Genomic DNA, 21,279 nt, shown 5'->3' on the forward strand with positions numbered 1-21,279 from the left:
AAGTGCGTATCGCCGAGCGCCACGACAAGGTGGCCCTGGCCTGGGTCAAGGGCCCCATCGACGACTGCCTGGCCCAGGCCCGCCAGGCGTTGGAGCAGTTTGCCGGCGACGCTGGCGACAGCCAGGTGCTGGAGCGTTTCGACGCGCCGCTGCGCCAGGTGCGCGGCTGCCTGCAGATGCTCGAGCTGGAAGGCGCGGCCTTGCTGACCCGTGAAATGCAGCAGCTGGCCCAGGCCCTGGGCGAAGGCCGCGTGGCCTCTCGCGGTGACGCGCTGGGCGCGTTGTTCAGGGCGCTGGAGCAGTTGCCGCAGTACCTGCAACGCCTGCGCGGCGCCCGGCACGAGCTGCCGTTGCTGGTGCTGCCACTGCTCAACCCGTTGCGCGCCGCGCGTGGCGCGCCGGCGCTGGCCCAGGCCAGCCTGCCGGGCGAGCAGACCGTCGCCGAGCCTGCTGCGGGGCTAGGCCTGAGCCTCGGCGCGCTGCGGGACCCGCTTGAGGCGGTGCCGGGGCGCGATGCGATGCGTTCGGTGGTGCTGGCAGTGCGCGAAGACCTGGTGCGCATCAAGGAGCAACTGGACCTGTTCGTGCGCAGCGACCGCCAGCAGGTCGAGGCGCTGGCCCCGCTGCTGGCGCCGTTGCGCCAGATCGCCGATACCCTGGCGGTGCTCGGCTTCGGCCAGCCGCGCCGGGTGATCATCGACCAGGTGACGGTGCTTCAGGCCCTGGCCCAGGGCCAGCGGGTGCCCGAGGATGCGCTGCTGATGGATGTTGCCGGGGCGCTGCTGTATGTCGAGGCGACCCTGGGCGGCATGGTGGGCTCGATCGAGTCGGTCAGCCAGGCCAGCGTACCCGGCACCGACCTGGACGACATTCGCCGACTGGTGCTGGACGAGGCCCACGGCGTGCTGCTGCAGGCCAAGGACCTGATCGCCGATTGCCTGGAGGCCGGCTGGGATCGCCTGCGCCTGCAACCGCTGCCGGGGCTGTTCACGCAGATCCGCGGGGCGCTGGCGATGCTCATGCTGCCCCGGGCGGCGGCGCTGGTGCGGCGCTGCCATGATTACGTCGAGACCTACCTGCTGTACGCCGAGCGGCTGCCGGACAACGCCGCGCTGGATCACCTGGCCGATGCCCTGTGCAGCCTGGAGCTGTACCTGCAATGGCGCGCCATCGACCCCCAGGCCGACCTGGACGAATGGCTCGAGCGCACTCAGCTGGCCTTGGCCGCACTGGGGTTCCCGAGCCTGCCGCCGGCCCCGTCGGCACCCGCGCCTGCGCCCGAGATGCACGAGGCACCGCTGGACGACGAGCTGCGCGAGGTGTTCCTGGAGGAAGCCGAAGAGGTGCTGCAGCAGTTGCAACAGCACTGGGCGATATGGCGGGGCAACCCGGCGGCACGTGACGCGCTGGTGGAAATGCGCCGCGCCTTCCACACCCTCAAGGGCAGCGGCCGCATGGTGCGCGCCCAGGTGCTGGCCGAGCTTGCCTGGGCCGCCGAGCACCTGCTCAACCGCATGCTCGAAGGCCGCGTCGAAGCCAGCGGCGATGTGCTGGCCGGGCTCGAGCAGAGCATTGCGCTGCTGACGCCGTTGCTGGACGAATTCGCCCAGGCCCAGGCTCTGCCCCATGCCGAGGTCGAGCGCCTGGCCACGCGCCTGCATGCGCTGGCGATGAACGACCCGCTGGGCGTCACAGCCCCGGAGCCGGCCTTCGACCCGCGCCTGCTGGAGATCTTCCGCAACGAGGCGCAGACCCACCTGGCCAGTGTCGACGAGTTTCTGCAGGCCGCCGAGGCGCAGTTGCCGGTGCCGGTCAGCGACAGCCTGCAACGGGCGCTGCATACCCTCAAGGGCAGCGCCGCGATGGCCGGGGTGGTGCCGATCGCCGAGCTGGCCAGCGCACTGGACCTGCTGGCCCGCGAATTCAAGGCCCACCAGCTGGGCCTGGACCTTGACGAGCTGTACCTGCTGCAGATGGCCGAACCACTTCTGCGCCGCGGTCTGGCACAGCTCGACAGCACCCCGCTGGCACCCATCGGCGGTGCCCGGACCCTCATCGAACAGATCGACCAGGTGGTTGCTGCGCGCCTGCAGGCACTGCGCGATGCGCCGAGCCAGGGCCTGCGGGTCAAGCGCGACCCGCAACTGATCGCCAGCTTCCTGGCCCAGGGCATGGACATCCTGCTGGACGCCGAAACCCTGTTGCAACGCTGGCAGGAGCACCCCGGCGAGCGCCAGGAGCTGACTGCGCTGCTGGATGAACTGACCACCCTGGGGCAGAGCGCGCACCTGGCCGACCTGTGGCAGGTGGACGAACTGTGCGAGGCGCTGCTGGACCTGTACGGCGCGGTGGAGGAGAGCAGCCTGGCGGTCAGCGAGCGCTTCTTCGGCGAGGCGCAACGGGCCCATGAAGCCCTGATCGACATGCTCGACCAGATTGCCGCCGGCCAGGAAGTGGACCCGCAACCGCAACGCCTGCACGCATTGCGCGAGCTGCTCGAACAAGGCCTGGCGCCGGATGCCATGGGCCTGGTGCGCAGCCAGGGCGAGCAGCCCGGGCAGATCGCCGAACTGGGCGATGCCACCCGCGCGCTGCAACGCCAGGCGCACGACAGCGAGGTGGTCGAGCTGTTTCTGGAAGAGGCCCGCGACATCCTCGAAGGGGCCGACCAGGCCCTGGCGCGCTGGGCCGGCGACCCCGACAACGGCTCGGCGCTGTCGTCGCTGCAGCGCGACCTGCAGACCCTCAAGGGTGGCGCACAGCTGGCGCAGGTGGGGGCGGTCGAGGTGCTGGCCCAGGAGCTGGAGTTGCTCTACGAAGGCCTGGTCGATCGCCGTTACCAGCCCGGCAACCTGTTGCCGGGCCTGCTGCGTGAAAGCCATGCGTTGCTCGGGCGTCTGCTCGAGCAGGTGCAGCAGGGACAGGCAACGGAGCTGGTGGTGGAACAGCTGGCAGCCCTGCGCGAGTTCCGTCACACCGCACCGGCGCCCGAGCCCCAAGGCAAGCCGGCGGAGCCCCAGCGTCACGAGGGCGACAAGGAACTGCTGGAGATCTTTCTCGAGGAAGGCTTCGACATCGCCGAAAGTGCCGGTGCCGCGCTGCTGCGCTGGCAGGCCGACCCGCGCAACGGGGTGGAGGTGGAGAACCTGCTGCGCGACCTGCACACCCTCAAGGGCGGTGCGCGCATGGTCGAGATCGCGCCCATCGGCGACCTGGCCCATGAACTCGAATTCCTCTATGAACACCTGGCGGCCGGGCAGCTGCAACCCAGCCCGGCGCTGTTCAGCCTGCTGCAGAACTGCCATGACCGCCTGGCGCACATGCTCGATGCGGTGCGCCTGCACCAGCCGCTGCACGCTGCCACGGCGCTGATCGACTATATCCGCAATTTCAGCAGTGCTGCCCTGAGCGACACCGCTGCCGCAACGCCCGGCGCCGAGGTTGCCCCGGTGGAAGTGGCGGCGCCGAGCCCGGAGCGTGCCCCGGCCGACATGGTCAAGGTGACGGCCGAGCTGCTCGATGACCTGGGCAACCTGGCGGGCGAGAACTCGATCATTCGCGGGCGCATCGAACAGCAGGTGAACGATGCACAGGTGGCCCTGGGCGAGATGGAAACCACGCTCGAGCGCATGCGCGACCAGCTGCGCCGGCTCGATACCGAGACCCAGGGGCGCATCCTCAGCCGCCAGCAGAGCGAAGGCGAGGCGCTGGGCTATGACGACTTCGACCCGTTGGAAATGGACCGTCATTCACAGTTGCAGCAGCTGTCGAGGGCCCTGTTCGAGTCGGCCTCCGATCTGCTGGACCTGAAGGAAACCCTGGCCGTGCGTGCCCATGACGCCTACAGCCTGCTGCAACAGCAGGCGCGGGTGAACAGCGAGTTGCAGGAAGGCCTGACGCGCACCCGCATGGTGCCGTTCGAGCGCCTGGTGCCGCGCCTGCAGCGGGTGGTGCGCCAGGTTGCCAGCGAGCTGGGCAAGCAGGTCGAGCTGGTGGTGGGCAATGCCGAGGGCGAGCTGGACCGCAGCGTGCTCGAACGCATGGTGGCGCCGCTGGAACACATGCTGCGCAACGCCGTCGACCACGGCATGGAAAACCGTGCGGCGCGCCTGGCGGCGGGTAAGCCGGAGCAGGGCACCATCGCCCTCAACCTGCTGCACGAAGGCGCCGATATCGTCATCGAAATGACCGACGATGGCGCCGGCGTGCCGCTGGAGGCGGTGCGGCAAAAGGCGATCAAGCGCGGCCTGCTGGACCCGGCCACCGAACTGAGCGACCACGAGGTGATGCAGTTCATCCTGCGGCCCGGGTTCTCCACTGCCGAGAAGATCACCCAGATTTCCGGGCGTGGCCTGGGCATGGACGTGGTGCACGAAGAGGTCAAGCAACTGGGCGGCTCGATGGTGATCAACTCGGTGCCGGGCAAGGGTGCGCGTTTTCTGATTCGCCTGCCGTTCACCGTGTCGGTCAATCGCGCACTGATGGTGAACTACGGCGAAGAACAGTACGCGGTGCCGCTGAACACCATCGAGGGCGTGGTCCGTGTACCGCCGGCCGAGCTCGAGGCCTGCTACCAGCTGGACCCGCCGTGCTACCGCTACGCCGGCCACCGCTATGAACTGCGCTACCTCGGCGAACTGCTGCAGGGCGAGGTGCAGCCGCGCCTGCTGGGGCAGAGCCTGCCGCTGCCGGTACTGTTGGTGCAGGCCCACGACCAGCAGTTCGCCGTGCAGGTGGACAGCCTGGCGGCCAGCCGTGAAATCGTGGTCAAGAGCCTTGGCCCGCAGTTTGCCGCAGTGCACGGGCTGGCCGGGGCGACCCTGCTGGGCGATGGCCGCGTGGTACTGATTCTCGACCTGCTGGCGCAACTGCGTGCGCTGCACCTGCAGTTGTCCAAGGTGGCCCAGGGCGCCGCACGCCTGCGCCTGGAGCACCCTGGCAATGCCGCCGCACGTCCGTTGCTGGTGCTGGTGGTGGACGATTCGGTCACGGTGCGCAAGGTGACCGGGCGCCTGCTGGAGCGCCATGGCATGAACGTGCTGACGGCCAAGGATGGGGTCGATGCCATGAGTGTACTGGCCGAACACCGTCCCGACATCCTGCTGCTGGACATCGAGATGCCACGCATGGACGGCTTCGAGGTGGCCACCCAGGTGCGCCAGGACCCGCACCTGAAGGACCTGCCGATCATCATGATCACCTCGCGCACCGGCCAGAAGCACCGCGACCGGGCCATGGCCATTGGCGTCAACGACTACCTGGGCAAGCCCTACCAGGAGTCGGTGCTGCTGCAGAGCATCGCCCGCTGGAGTACCCCGCATGCTTGAACAGACCCCTCGCAACAATCGGCGCAACACCCTCACCGGGCTGTTGCTGCCGTTGAGCGACCGCAGCCTGGTGCTGCCCAACGTGGCGGTGGCCGAGCTGATCGGCTACCAGCCGTGCACGCCCTTGCCGCATCAGCCGGCCTGGTTGCTGGGCTGGATCGACTGGCGCAGCCAGCGCCTGCCGCTGCTGAGCTTCGAGGCGGCCTGCGGTGGCCAGACCCAGGTTGGCGAGCGCGCGCGCATCGTGGTGCTCAATGCCCTGGGCGATACGCCGCGGCGTTTCTTCGCCCTGCTGGTGCAGGGCATACCGCGCACGTGCAAGCTCGACAGCCAGCTCAACTACGTCGATGTGCCGCTGGCGCCGCTGGAGCTGGCGGCGGTGCAGGTGGGCGAGCAGGTGGCGCGGGTACCGGACCTGCCCGGGCTGGAACAGCTGTTGCAGACGGCCGGGGCCTAGTACCAACCGCGTAATGCACTTGATGCCGGGCTTGTGTAGGGTAGAGGAGCGAATCATTCTACGGAGGGCATCAATGCATGTACCACGGTGAACGTTTCAATGCCTGGACCCACCTGGTGGGCGCGGTTCTGGCCTGCATCGGCGCGATCTGGCTGCTGGTGGTGGCCGGGATGCAGGGCGACCCCTGGAAGATCGTCAGCCTGGCCATCTACGGCTTCACGCTGATGCTGCTGTACAGCACTTCGACCCTTTATCACAGCGTGCGCGGGCGGGCGAAGGTGATCATGCGCAAGCTCGATCACCTGTCGATCTACCTGCTGATTGCCGGCAGCTATACCCCGTTCTGCCTGGTGAGCCTGCGCGGTCCGTGGGGCTGGAGCCTGTTCGGGGTGGTGTGGGGGCTGGCGGTTATCGGCATGCTGCAGGAGATCAAGCCGCGCTCCGAGGCGCGCGTGCTGTCCATCGTGATCTACGCACTGATGGGCTGGATCGTGCTGGTGGCGGTCAAACCGCTGCTGGCCAGCCTGGGCACGGCGGGGTTCGCCTGGCTGGCGGCGGGGGGCGCGCTGTACACCATCGGCATCATCTTCTTTGCCTATGACAGCCGCTTCCGCCATTGGCATGGCATCTGGCACCTGTTCGTGATTGCCGGCAGCCTGCTGCACTTTATCGCGATATTTTTCTACGTGCTTTAGGGCCCCTTCGCCGGCAAGGCCGGCTCCTGCAGTAGGAGCCGGCCTTGCCGGCGAACGCCGCGACGCGATCTAGAAGTCGCCCCACAGCTGCTGCGCCACTGCCAGCGCCACCACTGGCGCGGTTTCGGTACGCAGCACCCGCGGGCCCAGGCGCGCGGCATGGAACCCTGCCGCCTTGGCCTGCTCCACTTCTACCTCCGACAAGCCGCCCTCCGGCCCGATCAGAAACGCCAGGCTCGCGGGCCTGGCATGGCTGGTCAAGGGCTCGGCCACCGGGTGCAGCACCAGTTTCAGCGCCTCGTCTCGCGCCTTGAGCCAGTCTGCCAACAGCACCGGTGAATGGATCGTCGGCACTGTCGAGCGCCCGCATTGTTCGCAGGCACTGATCGCCACCTGGCGCCAGTGGGCCAGGCGCTTGTCGGCACGTTCATCCTTCAGACGCACCTCGCAGCGTTCGCTGACGATCGGGGTGATCACGCTGGCACCCAGTTCGGTGGCCTTCTGGATCGCCCAGTCCATGCGCTCGCCACGGGACAGGCCCTGGCCCAGGTGCACGTGCAGGGGGGATTCGGCCTGGCCGGGGAGGGCCTGGGCGAGCGTGACGCGCACGCTCTTCTTGCCGACCTCGAGCAGTTCGCCCAGGTATTCCTGGCCGCTGCCGTCGAACAGTTGCACCGCATCGCCCGGCGCCATGCGCAGCACGCGGCCGATGTAGTGGGCCTGGGCCTCGGGCAGGTCGTGCTCGCCCAGGCTCAGGGGGGCGTCGATGAAGAAGCGGGACAGTCTCATGGTTCTGCTCTGAATAAGATGGAGGCAGTTCGGGCGCCATCGCGGGTAAAGCCTGCTCCTGCAGGGTTACAGGTGATCCCTGTTGGAGCTGGGACCCGCGATGCTGTTTAGCCCGGATCGCGGAAATCAGGATGGAAATCGGCCGGCACCGCCACGCTCACGCTGCTGCGCGTGGCGATATCGATGCCCTCGCTGGCCACCTCGGCCAGGAAGTCGATCTGTTCGGGGGTGATCACGTACGGCGGCAGGAAGTACACCACGCTGCCCAGCGGGCGCAGCAGCGCACCACGGGTCAGGGCATGCTCGAACACCTTCAGGCCGCGCCGCTCCTGCCACGGGTAGGCGGTCTTGCTGGCCTTGTCCTGCACCATCTCGATGGCCAGGGCCATGCCGGTCTGGCGCACTTCGGCCACATGCGGGTGGTCGACCAGGTGCGCGGTGGCCGTGGCCATGCGTGTGGCCAGGGCCTTGTTGGCCTCGATCACGTTGTCCTGCTCGAAGATGTCCAGGGTCGCCAGCGCCGCGGCACAGGCCAGCGGGTTGCCGGTGTAGCTGTGCGAGTGCAGGAACGCGCGCAGGGTCGGGTAATCGTCGTAGAACGCGCTGTACACCTCGTCGGTGGTCAGGCACGCGGCCAGCGGCAGGTAGCCGCCGGTGAGGGCCTTGGACAGGCACAGGAAGTCGGGGCGGATGCCGGCCTGCTCGCAGGCGAACATCGTGCCGGTGCGCCCGAAGCCTACGGCGATCTCGTCGTGGATCAGGTGCACGCCGTAGCGGTCGCACGCCTCGCGCAGCAGCCTGAGGTACACCGGGTGGTACATGCGCATGCCGCCGGCGCCCTGGATCAGCGGTTCGACGATCACTGCGGCGATGCTCTGATGGTGCTCGGCCAGGGTCTGTTCCATGGCGGCGAACATCGTGCGCGAATGGTCTTCCCAGCTCACGCCCTCGGGGCGCAGGTAGCAGTCGGGGCTGGGCACCTTGAGGGTGTCGAGCAGCAGCGCCTTGTAGGTCTCGGTGAACAGCGGCACGTCGCCCACCGACATCGCCGCGATGGTCTCGCCGTGGTAGCTGTTGCTGAGGGTGACGAAGCGCTTCTTGTCCGGCTGGCCCTTGTTGAGCCAGTAATGGAAGCTCATCTTCAGCGCCACTTCGATGCACGATGAGCCATTGTCGGCGTAGAAGCAGCGGTTCAGGCCCTCGGGGGTGAGCTTGACCAGGCGCTCGGACAGCTCGATCACCGGCTGGTGGCTGAAGCCTGCGAGGATCACGTGTTCGAGCTGGTCGACCTGGTCCTTGATGCGCTGGTTGATCTTCGGGTTGGCGTGGCCGAACACGTTGACCCACCAGGAACTCACCGCGTCGAGGTAGCGCTTGCCTTCGAAGTCTTCGAGCCATACGCCTTCGCCACGCTTGATCGGGATCAGCGGCAGGTGCTCGTGGTCTTTCATCTGGGTGCAGGGATGCCACAGGACCTTGAGGTCACGTTCCATCCACTGTTGATTCAGGCCCATGGGCTCTCTCCTGGCGACGCGGGTTCGGGTAACCGCGCAAGCCTATGCAAAGCGACGGGGCAGGACAACCCATAAGGCGCAAACGGTGCGGGCATTAGTGGCAGGCCCGGGCGGCCTGACGTATCCTTCACCGACGTTTTTCCCGGGGGGTTCACCCCGCATTTTCCGCCTTTGATCCGGAGTTCGCCGAATGTCTGCTGGTTGGCTGCGCGCCTGCGCGCTGGTAATGATAGGGCTGTTCAGCGCGGGCGCCCTCGCGGCTGCCAAGCAGCCGACGGCCATCGTGGTCGGTGGCGGCCTGGCAGGCCTCACCGCCGCCTACGAACTGCAAAACAAGGGCTGGCAGGTGACCCTGCTGGAAGCCAAGCCGGGCATGGGCGGGCGTTCGGGCCTGGCCACCAGCGAGTGGATCGGCAACAGCAAGGCCCAGCCGACCCTCAACCGCTACCTCGACACCTTCAAGCTGGCCACCCTGCCGGCGCCGGAGTTCGTGCGTGTACCGAGCTACCTGATCGATGGCGAGTACTTCAGCGCCGCAGACCTGGCCACCAAGCAGCCGGCCACCGCCGAGGCACTCAAGCGCTACGAGAAGACCCTCGACGACCTGGCGCGCTCGATCAGCGACCCTGAAAACCCGGCGGCCAACAGCACCCTGTTCGCCCTCGACCAGCTCAACGTTTCCGGCTGGCTGGACAAGCTGCAACTGCCACCGACCGCGCGCCAGTTGGTCAACCAGCAGATCCGTACCCGCTATGACGAGCCTTCGCGCCTGTCGTTGCTGTATTTCGCGCAGCAGACCCGCGTGTACCGCGATGTGAGCGATCGCGACCTGCGCGCCGCCCGTCTGCCCGGCGGCAGCCCGGTGCTGGCGCAGGCTTTCGTCAAGCAACTGAAGACCATCAAGACCAGCGCACCGGTCAGCGCGATCATCCAGGACAAGGACGGCGTCACGGTCAAGGTCGGCGCGGTGGGCTACAGCGCCGACTACGTGGTGCTGGCGGTACCGTTGCGCGCCCTGGCCAAGATCCAGATGACCCCGGGCCTGGACAACCAGCACCTGGCGGCGCTCAAGGGCACCAACTACGGCTGGCGCGACCAGCTGCTGCTCAAGTTCAAGACCCCGGTCTGGGAAAGCCGTGCGCGCATGTCGGGCGAAATCTACAGCAACACCGGCCTGGGCATGCTGTGGATCGAACCGGCGCTCAAGGGTGGCGCCAACGTGGTGATCAACCTGTCCGGTGACAACGCGCGCCTGCTGCAGGCGTTCGGCGACAAGCAGATGGTCGACCAGGTGCTGATTCGCCTGCATGCGTTCTACCCGCAGGCGCGTGGCGCGTTCACCGGTTATGAAGTGCGTCGCTACAGCACCGATGCCGGCACGGGCGGTGCGTACCTCGCCTACGGGCCGGGGCAGATCAGCAAGTTCTGGCGCCTGTGGGAGCGTCCGGTGCAGCGCGTGGCGTTTGCCGGCGAACACACCGATGCGCTGTACCCCGGCACCCTGGAAGGCGCTCTGCGCAGCGGCCAGCGCGCGGCGGGCCAGGTGGTGGACATGTCCAATGGCAAGTCGTTCGACCCGGCCAAGCTGGCGCCGGTGGCGGCCGGGGCCGCAGCGGCAGCGGTGGCGGCCAAGGACAGCAAGCCTGGCTTCTTCTCGCGGTTGTTCGGTGGCGGTGACAAGCCGGTAGACAAAGCGCCGGCCAAGCCGGTTGATGCGGCGCCAGCTCCTGCGCCAGCCCCAGCCCCAGCCGCTGCACCTGCGCCGGCGCCAACGCCCGCTGCGGCTGCGCCAGTAGCCAGGCAGGCGCCGGCAAAGGCGGCGCCTGCTGCCAAGAAGGCCCCGGCGAAAGCCGCGCCAGCCAAGAAGCCTGCGGCCAAGGCCCAGCCGGTCAAAAAGCCTGCGGCCAAGCCGGTGGCGAAGAAGCCGGCGGCGGCTACCCAAGCCAAGACGCAGTAATGCAGTGACCGCATCGCGGGTCAAGCCCGCTCCCACAGGATCGCCGAAGACCCTGTGCGAGCGGGCTTGACCCGCGATGCGCGTCCAGCAGCACCAGAATTCCTTCCTGCCGAGTTAATGTTTCCTTAACCTGTTCGTCTCACACTAAAGATCATGTTTCTCGATCGTTCAAAGCGAAATTTTCCGCTTTAATTCGATAGATAACCGGTTAGTCTTGGGCACAGTTCTTACAGGGAAACACGGCAATGCAACTGCGCAATTCTCCTTCTCGCTATGGCGTGGTCAGTATCGTCCTGCACTGGGGCGTGGCCCTGGCGGTCTTCGGCCTGTTCGGCCTGGGGCTTTGGATGGTCGGCCTGGACTACTACAGTGCGTGGCGCAAAACGGCACCCGACCTGCACAAGAGTATCGGCCTGACCCTGCTGGCGATCATGCTCGGTCGCGTGCTGTGGCGCTTCATCAGCCCGCCACCACCGGCCCCGGCCAACCACGGCCCGCTTACCCGCTTCGCCGCCAAGGCCGGCCACGGCCTGCTGTACGTGGGCCTGTTCGGGGTGATGATCACCGGCTACCTGATCTCCACCGCAGACGGCGTGGGCATCCCGGTGTTCGGCCTGTTCGAGGTGCCGGCACTGGTCAGCGACCTGCCCAACCAGGCGGATGTCGCCGGGGAAATCCACTTCTACCTGGCCTGGGGGTTGGTGATCTTCGCCGGCCTGCATGGCCTGGCCGCCCTCAAGCACCACTTTATCGACCGTGACGCGACCCTCACCCGCATGCTGGGCCGCAAAGCTTGATGTTCAACCTCAACTCCAAAGGAATAGAAGTAATGTTGAAAAAGACTTTTGCCGCTCTGGCGCTCGGTACCGCTCTGTTCACCGCTGGCCAGGCCATGGCTGCCGACTACAAGATCGACAAGGAAGGCCAGCACGCCTTCATCGACTGGAAAGTCAGCCACCTGGGCTACAGCTTCATCCACGGCACCTTCAAGGACTGGGACGGTACCTTCAGCTGGGATTCCGCCAAGCCGCAGGACAGCAAGATCTCGGTAGACGTGAAGACCGCCAGCCTGTGGTCCAACCACGCCGAGCGTGACAAGCACATCGCCAGCAAGGACTTCCTGGACGTTTCGAAATTCGCCGACGCCAAGTTCGTCTCCACCGCCGTCAAGCCCACTGGCGACAAGACTGCCGACGTGACCGGCGACCTGACCTTCCACGGCGTGACCAAGCCAGTGACCTTCAAGGCCACCTTCAACGGTGAAGGCAAGGACCCATGGGGCGGCGAGCGCGCCGGTTTCAACGCTACCACCACACTGGACCTGAAAGACTTCGGCATCAAGCTGCCTGGCGACGTGGCACAGACCGCCCAGCTGGACATCTCGCTGGAAGGCGTCAAGCAGAAGTAATTGCCTGGCCTGTAAACAAGAACGCCGCCCCTAGGGGCGGCGTTTTTGTGTGCGCAGTGGCGGGATCAGCGGTTGCGCGTCAGCAGCGCAGGCTTCTCGCCACGTGGGCGGCTTGGCAGTTGCTCGAGCTGTTCGGCGGTCGGGAACCGGTCGATCTTGGATTCCTTGTGCACGATCTTGGGCTGCGACTGGCCGTCACGCGGGTTGCGCACTGCCGGTTCCTGCGACGACTGATCGTCACGGGCCGGGCGGCGGTTGCGGTTGTTGCTGCCGTCGCGACGCGCCTGGCCATCGCGACCACCGCCACCGCTTCGTGCACCACCGCGCTTCTCGCCATTGCTGCCGGCGCCACCGCTACGTGCACCACCACCGGTGTTGCTGCGTGGCTGGCCACCGCGGGGTGCTCCGGTGCCGGTACCGGCGGCTGCCGGTGCGCCCGGGCGACGGTTGCGGCCCTGGCCGCCCTTGTTCTGGTACGGGCTGACGTAGTCGGCACGGTTGCCGAAGTTGTCCACTTCGTCGTCCAGGAAGGCTTCAGGGTCACGGTCGGCCGGGATTTTCGGAACTACTGCTGCCTGACCCGAGGGTGCCTGGCGGGTTTTGCTGTTGTCACGGGGCTTGCGCTCTTGGCGCCCGCCGGCGGCCTTCTCAGTGGCTCTGTCGCCTGCGGGCTTATCCTTTTCCTGGCCTTTGTCCTTGCCCTTGTCCTTGCGCCCGCCGGCATTGCTGCCGTCGGCACGCTGGCCACGGCCACCGCGCGGGTTCATCTGCGGACGTTCACGGGCTTCGGGTTTTTCGGCTTCGACCGTCGAGGCATCGAAGCCCATCAGGTCGCCGTCCTGGATTTTCTGGCGGGTGACGCGCTCGATGCTCTTGAGCAGCTTCTCTTCGTCCGGCGCCACCAGCGAGATGGCCTCGCCGGAACGGCCCGCACGGCCGGTACGGCCGATACGGTGCACGTAGTCTTCCTCGACGTTGGGCAGCTCGAAGTTGACCACGTGGGGCAACTGGTCGATGTCCAGGCCGCGGGCGGCGATGTCGGTGGCGACCATGATGCGCACGGTGCCGGCCTTGAAGTCGGCCAGGGCCTTGGTGCGCGCGTTCTGGCTCTTGTTGCCGTGAATCGCCGCGGCAGTCAGGCCGTGCTTCTCGAGGTACTCGGCCAGGCGGTTGGCGCCGTGCTTGGTACGTGTGAAGACCAGCACCTGCTCCCAGGCACCCTGGGTGATCAGGTGGGCCAGCAGGGCACGCTTGTGGCTGGCGAGCAGACGGTACACACGCTGCTCGATACGCTCGACCGTGGTGTTGGGCGGCGTGACCTCGATACGCTCGGGGTTGTGCAGCAGCTTGTCGGCCAGGTTGGTGATGTCTTTGGAGAAGGTCGCCGAGAACAGCAGGTTCTGGCGCTTGGCAGGCAAGCGTGCGAGGACCTTCTTCACGTCATGGATGAAGCCCATGTCGAGCATGCGGTCGGCTTCGTCGAGCACCAGGATCTCAACGTGGCTCAGGTCGACGCTGCCCTGGCCGGCGAGGTCCAGCAGACGGCCGGGGCAGGCCACCAGCACGTCGACGCCGCGGGACATGGCCTGCACCTGCGGGTTCATGCCGACACCGCCGAAGATGCAGGCGCTGACGAACTTGAGGTCGCGGGCGTAGATCTTGAAGCTGTCGTGGACCTGGGCGGCGAGTTCGCGGGTGGGGGTCAGCACCAGTACCCGCGGCTGGCGTGGGCCATGGCGCTGGGACTTGTCGGGGTGGCCACCTGGAAACAGGCGTTCGAGAATCGGCAGTGCAAAGCCACCGGTTTTACCAGTACCTGTCTGCGCCGCGACCATCAGGTCGCGACCTTGCAACACGGCGGGAATGGCCCGCTGTTGCACCGGCGTAGGCTGGGTATAGCCCGCTGCCTCGATAGCGCGGACTAGAGCCTCGGAGAGACCGAGGGAAGCAAAGGACATGAGTAATCCTGTTCTAGTGGGGGCTAAGCCCTATGGGAAGTTCGTGCCTGGCGCGACGGGCATCAGGTGATGCTATCGCGTCCGGTCCTGCTGGGCCTTCAATGCGCATCCGGGGGGCGGCGGGCGGGCTCTGGGCGCGCTGTCCTGCCGATCGGGATGCCTTTTGCAAGGCCGAGCGTCCGGGCGTAAGCCTGGCGGGGTTGGCGGAGTATAACAGAGCAATCAGTGCGTGCTGCGTTCCTGCTGCTCAACGGTTTGCGGAATATTCACCTCGGCGCCTGCGTAGCGTGCGTTCAGCTCGGCATAGGCCGGCTCCTGCTTGAAGCGGCGCAGCTCGGCGGCGAAGCGTTGCGCCAGCAGGTCCATGCCGGCATTGCGGCGTACTGCCAGGAACTGGGGCTGGCGGTCGATCACCAGCCCCAGTTCGCTGACCTGTTGCTCTAGGCCCAGGCTCTTGATCACATGCCGGCCAACCCGGCGATCGGTGACCAGCAGGTCGATGCGCCCCAGTTGCAGCTTGCCCAGGTTGGCTTCCAGGGTAGGTGCCGGCTCGCGCTTGAAGTCGGGTGAATCGGCAAACGCCGGGCCGTAGGTATAGCCGGGCGCGGTGCCCACGGTCAGCCCCTTGAGGTCTTCCAGGTGCCTGATGGCGTGGGGCCGGGCGTTGGCCTGGAACAGCACGAACTCCACGTGCGACAGCGGTTCGCTGGGGTAGAACAGCTGGGCGTCGCGCTGCTCGGTCTTGAAGATGTCGAGCACGCCGTCGGCCAGCCCCTGTTCGACCATCGCCAGGCAGCGCTTCCATGGCAGGAACTGCCATTGCACCTCGATGCCCAGGCGCTTGAACACCTCGGCGGTGACCTCGTAGTCGATGCCCTTGGCCTCTCCGTTTTCCTGGTACACATAGGGCGGCCAGGGGTCGGTGACGATGCGCAGCCTCTCGCCATGAGCCAGGGTACTCAGGCAGGCGAGAAACAGGGCGGCGAACAGTCGGTAAAGATCGGGCATGGCTGGAGAGTACGATGGCTGCTCGAGAATGGCCAGCGCGCCCAGGCTTCAGCCTTCGCGGCGCTGCTCCAGGTGAGCTTTCACGATCGGCAGCTGACGACCCAGGGCCAGGCGCATGCCTGGATGCCTGAACCACTGCCCGAGCTGGTTGGCGCAGGCGGGCTTGCCCTGGCGCCTCTCGACGTTCTCCAGGGCTTTTTCCCACCAGGCCTGGGCGCAGGCGCGATCGAATTCGTTGGCATAGGGATGACAGCCGTAGGCCAGTTCACGCATGAACTGACGTTGCCTTGCCGGCAGCAACAGCCCCAGCAGCTTGCAGTGCAGGCGTTGCAGCAGCGGCGGGCGTGGCAGCTGTGTGTTGACCTGGGCGATATCGGCCATGGCCTGTGTCGAGAGCGGGTCGCTACCGTGCTTGTTCAGCCAGGCCTGGATCTTGGCTCGGAACAGTTGCTTGCGGCTCCAGTAGTGGTGGATCAGATCGGGGCATTCCTGCACGTTCAAGGTGTCATGGGCGGCGACCGCCAGGCAGAACTCTTCGAGGGTATAGGCGCGCGGGGCCAGCGGATAGAACTCGTCCATCAAGGCGATGGACTGGTCGAGCAGGCCCGCGTCCTGCCGGTACAGGCCGATGACGCCCGAATTGAGCAATGGCATGCCGTCTTTGGCCAGGCCGCGTGCCTGCAGTGGGCCTGCAAGGTTTTGGTACAGTGCGCATTGCTGATTTACGCCGTATTTGCCGCCGACCGCATTGCACAGCAGCGTGCCGGGCTGCATGCGCCGGAACAGCTCGATGGGTGACTGATGGAAAAACGTGTCGGTGTCGATCAGCAGGGCGTGTTCGTGGTCCTGCAGCACCTGGCGCAGCAGCACGTGCTTGGTGCGAAAGTGATAACCGTGCGGCTCGCTCCATGCCTTGCGGGTGTCGGCATCGAGTGCATGCACCGTTACCGGCAAGTGGCGATAGGGGTGCGGGTCGTCGCTGAACACCTGGATATCGAGGTGTTCCCCCGGCGTCTTGTGCAGGTTGGCCAAGGCGCTGGAGATGCTGAACTGCGCTTCCTGATGGTAAGTCTGGGCACCGAAGACAAGATAGATCAGTTGGGGACGTGCGGAAGGGGAAGCGGGGGGCATAGAAACGCGAAGATCCGTATCTGTAAGGGAAAATGGAAAGGGCTTTAGCGTACGCTAAAGCCCTTACCATTTTCGCAACTATTTATTACCGTGTTTGACAGTAATCAGCGTGGCAGCTTGAGGTTGTTCCACACTGCCAGGCTGGGTTCGGCCTGGTTCAGGGTATAGAAGTGCAGCCCCGGTGCGCCGCCTTGCAGCAGTTTTTCGCACATTTCGGTGATGACCTGTTCGCCGAAGGCCTGGATGCTTTGCACATCGTCGCCATAGGCTTCCAGCTGCTTGCGGACCCAGCGCGGGATCTCGGCGCCGCACGCATCGGAGAAGCGCGCCAGCTTGCTGTAGTTGGTGATCGGCATGATGCCGGGTACCACCGGGATGTCCACGCCCTGCTTCTGCACGCGCTCGACGAAGTGGAAGTAGCAGTCGGCGTTGAAGAAGTACTGGGTGATGGCGCTGTCGGCGCCGGCCTTGGCCTTGCGCACGAAATTGATCAGGTCGTCTTCGAAGTGACGGGCCTGGGGGTGCATTTCCGGGTAGGCGGCCACTTCGATGTGAAAGTGATCACCGCTTTCCTGGCGAATGAATTCGACCAGCTCGTTGGCGTAGCGCAGCTCGCCACTGGCCATGCCCATGCCCGACGGCAGGTCGCCGCGCAGGGCCACGATACGCTTGATGCCGGCGGCCTTGTACTGGGCCAGCAGGCTGCGCAGGTCGTCCTTGCTGTCGCCCACGCACGACAGGTGCGGCGCGGCCGGTACCTTCACTTCGCTTTCCAGCTGCAGCACGGTGTTGAGCGTGCGGTCGCGGGTCGAGCCACCGGCACCATAGGTGCAGGAGAAGAAGTCCGGGTTGTAGCTGGCCAGGGTGCGAGCCGTGGCGAGCAGTTTTTCATGTCCAGCGTCGGTCTTGGTCGGGAAGAACTCGAAGCTGTAACGGCGTTCCTGAGACATGGCGAAATCCTGGTAAACCGATCGTGCTGGCCAGCCGTGAGGCTGGCCACAGAAAAAAGCCGGTGACGCTGTGGCAGCGTCACCGGCTTTGGCCCATCAGTAGCGGTAGGCGTCTGGTTTGAACGGGCCTTCAACAGTCACGCCGATGTAGTCGGCCTGCTGTTTGGTCAGTTGGGTTACCACGCCGCCGAAACCGCGGACCATTTCCAGGGCCACTTCTTCGTCGAGTTTTTTCGGCAGTACTTCAACGGTCAGGCGCTCGGCTTTCTGGGCCGGCGACAGGTCGGCGTACTTCTGGCCGAACAGGAAGATCTGTGCCAGTACCTGGTTGGCGAACGAACCGTCCATGATGCGGCTCGGGTGGCCAGTGGCGTTGCCCAGGTTCACCAGGCGGCCTTCGGCCAGCAGGATCAGGTAGTCGTCGTTCTGCGCGTCGAAATCGCCAGGGCCGGTACGGTGGATCTTGTGAACCTGTGGCTTGACCTCTTCCCATGCCCAGTTCTTGCGCATGAAGGCGGTGTCGATTTCGTTGTCGAAGTGACCGATGTTGCATACCACGGCGCGCTTTTTCAGGGCCTTGAGCATGTTGGCATCGCACACGTTGACGTTACCGGTGGTGGTCACGATCAGGTCGATCTTGCCCAGCAGGGCCTTGTCGACGCTGGCTTCGGTGCCGTTGTTGATACCGTCGATGAACGGCGAAACCAGCTCGAAGCCGTCCATGCAGGCTTGCATGGCGCAGATCGGGTCGACTTCCGAGACCTTGACGATCATGCCTTCCTGACGCAGCGACTGGGCCGAACCCTTGCCCACGTCACCGTAGCCGATCACCAGCGCCTGCTTGCCCGACAGCAGGTGGTCGGTACCGCGCTTGATGGCGTCGTTGAGGCTGTGACGGCAGCCGTACTTGTTGTCGTTCTTGCTCTTGGTGACCGAGTCGTTGACGTTGATCGCCGGGATCTTCAGCTCGCCCTTGGCCAGCATGTCGAGCAGACGGTGCACACCGGTGGTGGTCTCTTCGGTCACGCCGTGAACGCGGTCCAGTACCTGCGGGTACTTCTTGTGCAGCAGCTCGGTGAGGTCGCCGCCGTCGTCGAGGATCATGTTGGCATCCCATGGCGCGCCATCCTTGAGGATGGTCTGCTCCAGGCACCACTCGTATTCCTGCTCGGTCTCGCCCTTCCAGGCGAATACCGGGATGCCGGCGGCGGCAATGGAGGCAGCGGCCTGATCCTGGGTGGAGAAGATGTTGCACGACGACCAGCGAACTTCGGCGCCCAGCGCGACCAGGGTCTCGATCAGCACGGCGGTCTGGATGGTCATGTGGATGCAGCCGAGGATTTTTGCACCCTTGAGCGGCTGTTCAGCGGCGTACTTGCGGCGCAGACCCATCAGGGCCGGCATTTCGGACTCGGCGATGATGGTTTCGCGGCGGCCCCAGGCAGCCAGGGACATGTCGGCGACTTTGTAGTCGGTAAAATCTGCAGGCGTGTTTACAGCGCTCATCAAGAGCCTCCATTCGTAGTGTGCGAATGGGCGCCGTTGTGCGTTTAGTGCCCGTGCGGGGAACCCCGTGCAGGCAACGCCCCATCCGAGCCTGACAGGAGAACCTGCTGCAGCGCCCCTCGGACAGGTGGCGGGAACGGCATCGAGTGGTGATGACCGTCTGTGAAGCGTTGGCGATTATAGCTGCGCCCGCGCATCGGCCCAAGGCTTTCTGTCAATTAATCGAGACGATAGTCGATGTTCAATGGAGGCCGCCGGCAGGCTCTGCCATCATTGTCGGCATCGATTGGCAAGACGGTCAGGAGTACGCATGAACTTTCACACCCGCAAATGGGTAAAACCCGAAGACCTCAACCCCAACGGCACCCTGTTCGGTGGCAGCCTGCTGCGCTGGATCGACGAAGAGGCGGCGATCTACGCGATCGTGCAACTGGGCAACCAGCGTGTGGTGACCAAGTACATCTCGGAGATCAACTTCGTCAGCGCCTCGCGCCAGGGCGACATCATCGAGCTGGGCATCACCGCCACGGAATTCGGCCGCACCTCCATCACCCTCAAATGCGAAGTGCGCAACAAGATCACCCGCAAGAGCATCCTCACCGTCGACAAGATGGTCTTCGTCAACCTGGGTGAGGACGGCTTGCCGGCACCCCATGGGCGTACCGAGATCAAGTTCATCAAGGATCAGTTCGATACCTCGGTGGAATGACGGCGGTAGCTGCACAGTTCAAGCTTCAAGCTTCAAGCTTCAAGCTTCAAGCTTCAAGTCAGGGGCAGCGGGGCTGGCGGGGGCGGTTTGGCCAGGTGCCTTGAGCTGGCCCTCCCAGCGTGCGATCACCAGTGGCGCCAGCGCGTTACCCAGCACGTTGAGTGCAGTGACCGGCATGTCCATCAGCCGATACACCCCGGCGATGATCGCCACGCCCTCGACCGGCAGCCCTGCCGCGGTCAGCGTGGCGGTGAGGATGATGAACATGAAGCCCGGCACCCCCGCCGCACCCTTGGAGGTCAGCACCATGATCAGCACCAGCATCGCCTGGTCAGCCAGGTCCAGGTCGATGCCATAGGCCTGGGCGATGAACAGCGTGCCAAGCGCTGCGAACAGCGACGCGCCATCGAGGTTGAATGAATACCCCAACGGAATGACCATGCTGGTGATCGGGCGTGGCGCGCCGTAGCGCTCCATCTTCTCGATCAGTTGCGGCATCACCGTGGCCGAGGCGGCGCTGCTGTAGGCCAGCAGCAACTCGCTGCGTATCTCGCGCAACAGGTGGAAGAACCGCACCCCCGCCAGCCTGGCCACCGCCCCCAGCACGCACAGCGCAAACAGCAGCACCGCCACGTAGGTAATGCCGATCAGCTTGGCCAGTGGCAGCAGTGCGCTCAGGCCGAAGCTGGCAACGGTGACGCCGATCAGCCCGAAGATGCCGATGGGTGAGTAGTGCATCACCAGGTGGGTGACCTTGAACATGGTGTCCGATACGCCCTGCATCACGCTGATCAACGGTGCCTTCTGCTGCTGGGGCAGCATCGACAGGGCGCAGCCGAACAGGATGGCGAAGAACAGCACCGACAGCAGCTTGCCCTCGGCCATGGCCAGCACGATGTTGTCCGGCACGATGGCCACCAGGGTGCGCCCCAGGTTCTGCGTTTCGGTGCTGGATGCCAGCGTGGTGACCGGTGCCTGCAGCGTGCTGCTGAAGTCCGCGCCGGCGCCGGGCTGGAACACGTTGCCGACCACCAGCCCGAACAGGATCGCGATGCTGGTGATGGTGAAGAAGTACACGAACGTCTTCATCCCGACCCGGCCCAGGGCGCGCGTGCTGCCGGCGCCGGCGATGCCGACGGTCATGCAGGCGAACACCAGCGGTACCACGATCATCTTCATCAGCTTGATGAACAGGTCGCCGGCCGGCTGCAGCAGGTTGTCGATGAACCAGGCCTTGTGCTCGGGGAACTGGTTGAGAAGGATGCCGACGATCACGCCGGCGACCAGGCCGATCATGATGCGCGTGACCAGGCTGGAAGGTGTGCGAATGCCCATGGGGTGCCCCTTGTTGTTGTGGTTGTGGGGAATGCGAAGGGTGCGTTACTGCGCGAACAGGCCGGCGAAATCCTTGAAGCCCTTGACCTCGATCGGATTGCCGCTGGGGTCGAGGAAGAACATCGTGCGTTGTTCGCCCGGCTCGCCCACAAAGCGCACCACCGGCGGGATCTCGAATGCCAGGCCACGCCGGGTGAGGCGCACGGCCAGCGTCATCCACTCGTCCAGTGGCAGTACCACGCCGATATGCGGCATCAGTACCTTGTGCTCGCCAACCTGCCCGGTACGGGTGGTGGCGAACGGCGTGCCCAGGTGCAACGAGAGCTGGTTGCCGAAGAAGTCGAAGTCGACCCAGGTCGCGGTGCTGCGCCCTTCGGTGCAGCCCAGAACATCTCGATAAAAAATACGCGCCTGTTCCAGGTCGCAAACGTGGTATGCAGCGTGAAAGGGTCTGTTCATGGCGTATCCCCCGTGTGGTTGAGCGTTGAGGGTAAGTAGGCCGTGTGACGGGGTAAAACGGCTTTGCCTTGCTCTG

16 protein-coding genes and 1 riboswitch are annotated in these 21,279 nt (G+C 65.5%); of the genes, 7 read left to right on the top strand and 9 right to left on the bottom strand.

Annotated elements, in window-relative coordinates; all coding sequences use genetic code 11:
- Positions 1-8: 8 nt before the first annotated feature.
- The 3 genes from DN388_RS14210 to DN388_RS14220 all read left to right on the top strand — a co-directional run bounded on the left by DN388_RS14210 (position 9) and on the right by DN388_RS14220 (position 6,479).
- The gene (locus DN388_RS14210) at positions 9-5,327 is read left to right on the top strand and encodes an Hpt domain-containing protein (RefSeq protein WP_255000785.1); all 5,319 of its coding nucleotides are present in this window, start codon (positions 9-11) and stop codon (positions 5,325-5,327) included.
- Entirely contained in the window at positions 5,320-5,784 is a 465-nt protein-coding gene (locus tag DN388_RS14215; RefSeq protein WP_043862137.1) for a chemotaxis protein CheW, read from the top strand. The genes DN388_RS14210 and DN388_RS14215 overlap by 8 nt, the downstream gene beginning before the upstream one ends.
- A gap of 77 nt (positions 5,785-5,861) precedes the next feature.
- Complete coding sequence (locus DN388_RS14220) at positions 5,862-6,479, top strand: hemolysin III family protein (protein WP_043862136.1); 618 nt, start codon at positions 5,862-5,864, stop codon at positions 6,477-6,479.
- A gap of 69 nt (positions 6,480-6,548) precedes the next feature.
- Here the strand turns inward: DN388_RS14220 and DN388_RS14225 are convergent, their stop codons facing one another.
- Positions 6,549-7,268, bottom strand: coding sequence for a 16S rRNA (uracil(1498)-N(3))-methyltransferase (locus DN388_RS14225; RefSeq protein WP_043859631.1), 720 nt, complete (start codon positions 7,266-7,268; stop codon positions 6,549-6,551).
- Between the two features lie 107 nt (positions 7,269-7,375).
- Positions 7,376-8,782, bottom strand: coding sequence for an adenosylmethionine--8-amino-7-oxononanoate transaminase (locus DN388_RS14230; protein ID WP_058541630.1), 1,407 nt, complete (start codon positions 8,780-8,782; stop codon positions 7,376-7,378).
- A gap of 190 nt (positions 8,783-8,972) precedes the next feature.
- Here DN388_RS14230 and DN388_RS14235 point away from each other — a divergent pair, with 190 nt between their 5' ends.
- The 3 genes from DN388_RS14235 (at position 8,973) to DN388_RS14245 (ending at position 12,147) form a co-directional block, all read left to right on the top strand.
- Complete coding sequence (locus tag DN388_RS14235) at positions 8,973-10,739, top strand: flavin monoamine oxidase family protein (protein ID WP_255000551.1); 1,767 nt, start codon at positions 8,973-8,975, stop codon at positions 10,737-10,739.
- A gap of 245 nt (positions 10,740-10,984) precedes the next feature.
- The gene (locus DN388_RS14240) at positions 10,985-11,536 is read left to right on the top strand and encodes a cytochrome b (protein WP_043863618.1); all 552 of its coding nucleotides are present in this window, start codon (positions 10,985-10,987) and stop codon (positions 11,534-11,536) included.
- A gap of 32 nt (positions 11,537-11,568) precedes the next feature.
- Positions 11,569-12,147, top strand: coding sequence for a YceI family protein (locus DN388_RS14245; protein ID WP_043863617.1), 579 nt, complete (start codon positions 11,569-11,571; stop codon positions 12,145-12,147).
- Positions 12,148-12,212: 65 nt separating this feature from the next.
- Here the strand turns inward: DN388_RS14245 and DN388_RS14250 are convergent, their stop codons facing one another.
- The 5 genes from DN388_RS14250 to ahcY form a co-directional block, all read right to left on the bottom strand.
- On the bottom strand, positions 12,213-14,105 hold the full coding sequence (locus DN388_RS14250) for a DEAD/DEAH box helicase (protein ID WP_255000557.1): 1,893 nt from the start codon (positions 14,103-14,105) through the stop codon (positions 12,213-12,215).
- 222 nt (positions 14,106-14,327) lie between these two features.
- Positions 14,328-15,113 carry an ABC transporter substrate-binding protein gene (locus tag DN388_RS14255; RefSeq protein WP_043863615.1) on the bottom strand — a complete coding sequence of 262 codons (786 nt, stop codon included), beginning with the start codon at positions 15,111-15,113 and terminating at the stop codon, positions 14,328-14,330.
- A gap of 48 nt (positions 15,114-15,161) precedes the next feature.
- Complete coding sequence (locus DN388_RS14260; protein WP_255000559.1) at positions 15,162-16,244, bottom strand: hypothetical protein; 1,083 nt, start codon at positions 16,242-16,244, stop codon at positions 15,162-15,164.
- A 104-nt stretch (positions 16,245-16,348) separates the two neighbouring features.
- Positions 16,349-17,194, bottom strand: a complete 846-nt coding sequence (gene metF / locus DN388_RS14265; RefSeq protein WP_255000561.1) for a methylenetetrahydrofolate reductase [NAD(P)H] — start codon at positions 17,192-17,194, stop codon at positions 16,349-16,351.
- A 96-nt stretch (positions 17,195-17,290) separates the two neighbouring features.
- Entirely contained in the window at positions 17,291-18,700 is a 1,410-nt protein-coding gene (ahcY, locus tag DN388_RS14270) for an adenosylhomocysteinase (protein ID WP_054915763.1), read from the bottom strand.
- Between the two features lie 21 nt (positions 18,701-18,721).
- A riboswitch (S-adenosyl-L-homocysteine riboswitch) is annotated at positions 18,722-18,827 on the bottom strand.
- 183 nt (positions 18,828-19,010) lie between these two features.
- Between ahcY and DN388_RS14275 the strand changes: the two genes are divergently transcribed.
- Positions 19,011-19,409 carry an acyl-CoA thioesterase gene (locus DN388_RS14275; RefSeq protein ID WP_043863612.1) on the top strand — a complete coding sequence of 133 codons (399 nt, stop codon included), beginning with the start codon at positions 19,011-19,013 and terminating at the stop codon, positions 19,407-19,409.
- Between the two features lie 39 nt (positions 19,410-19,448).
- On the opposite strand, the gene DN388_RS14280 is transcribed toward DN388_RS14275, so the two are convergent.
- Both DN388_RS14280 and DN388_RS14285 read right to left on the bottom strand, forming a co-directional pair.
- Positions 19,449-20,744, bottom strand: a complete 1,296-nt coding sequence (locus DN388_RS14280; protein WP_236066208.1) for a cation:dicarboxylate symporter family transporter — start codon at positions 20,742-20,744, stop codon at positions 19,449-19,451.
- A gap of 45 nt (positions 20,745-20,789) precedes the next feature.
- On the bottom strand, positions 20,790-21,203 hold the full coding sequence (locus tag DN388_RS14285) for a VOC family protein (RefSeq protein WP_043863611.1): 414 nt from the start codon (positions 21,201-21,203) through the stop codon (positions 20,790-20,792).
- Positions 21,204-21,279: the final 76 nt, after the last annotated feature.

Source organism: Pseudomonas sp. S12(2018), assembly GCF_024355235.1.
Lineage (GTDB): Bacteria > Pseudomonadota > Gammaproteobacteria > Pseudomonadales > Pseudomonadaceae > Aquipseudomonas > Aquipseudomonas palmensis.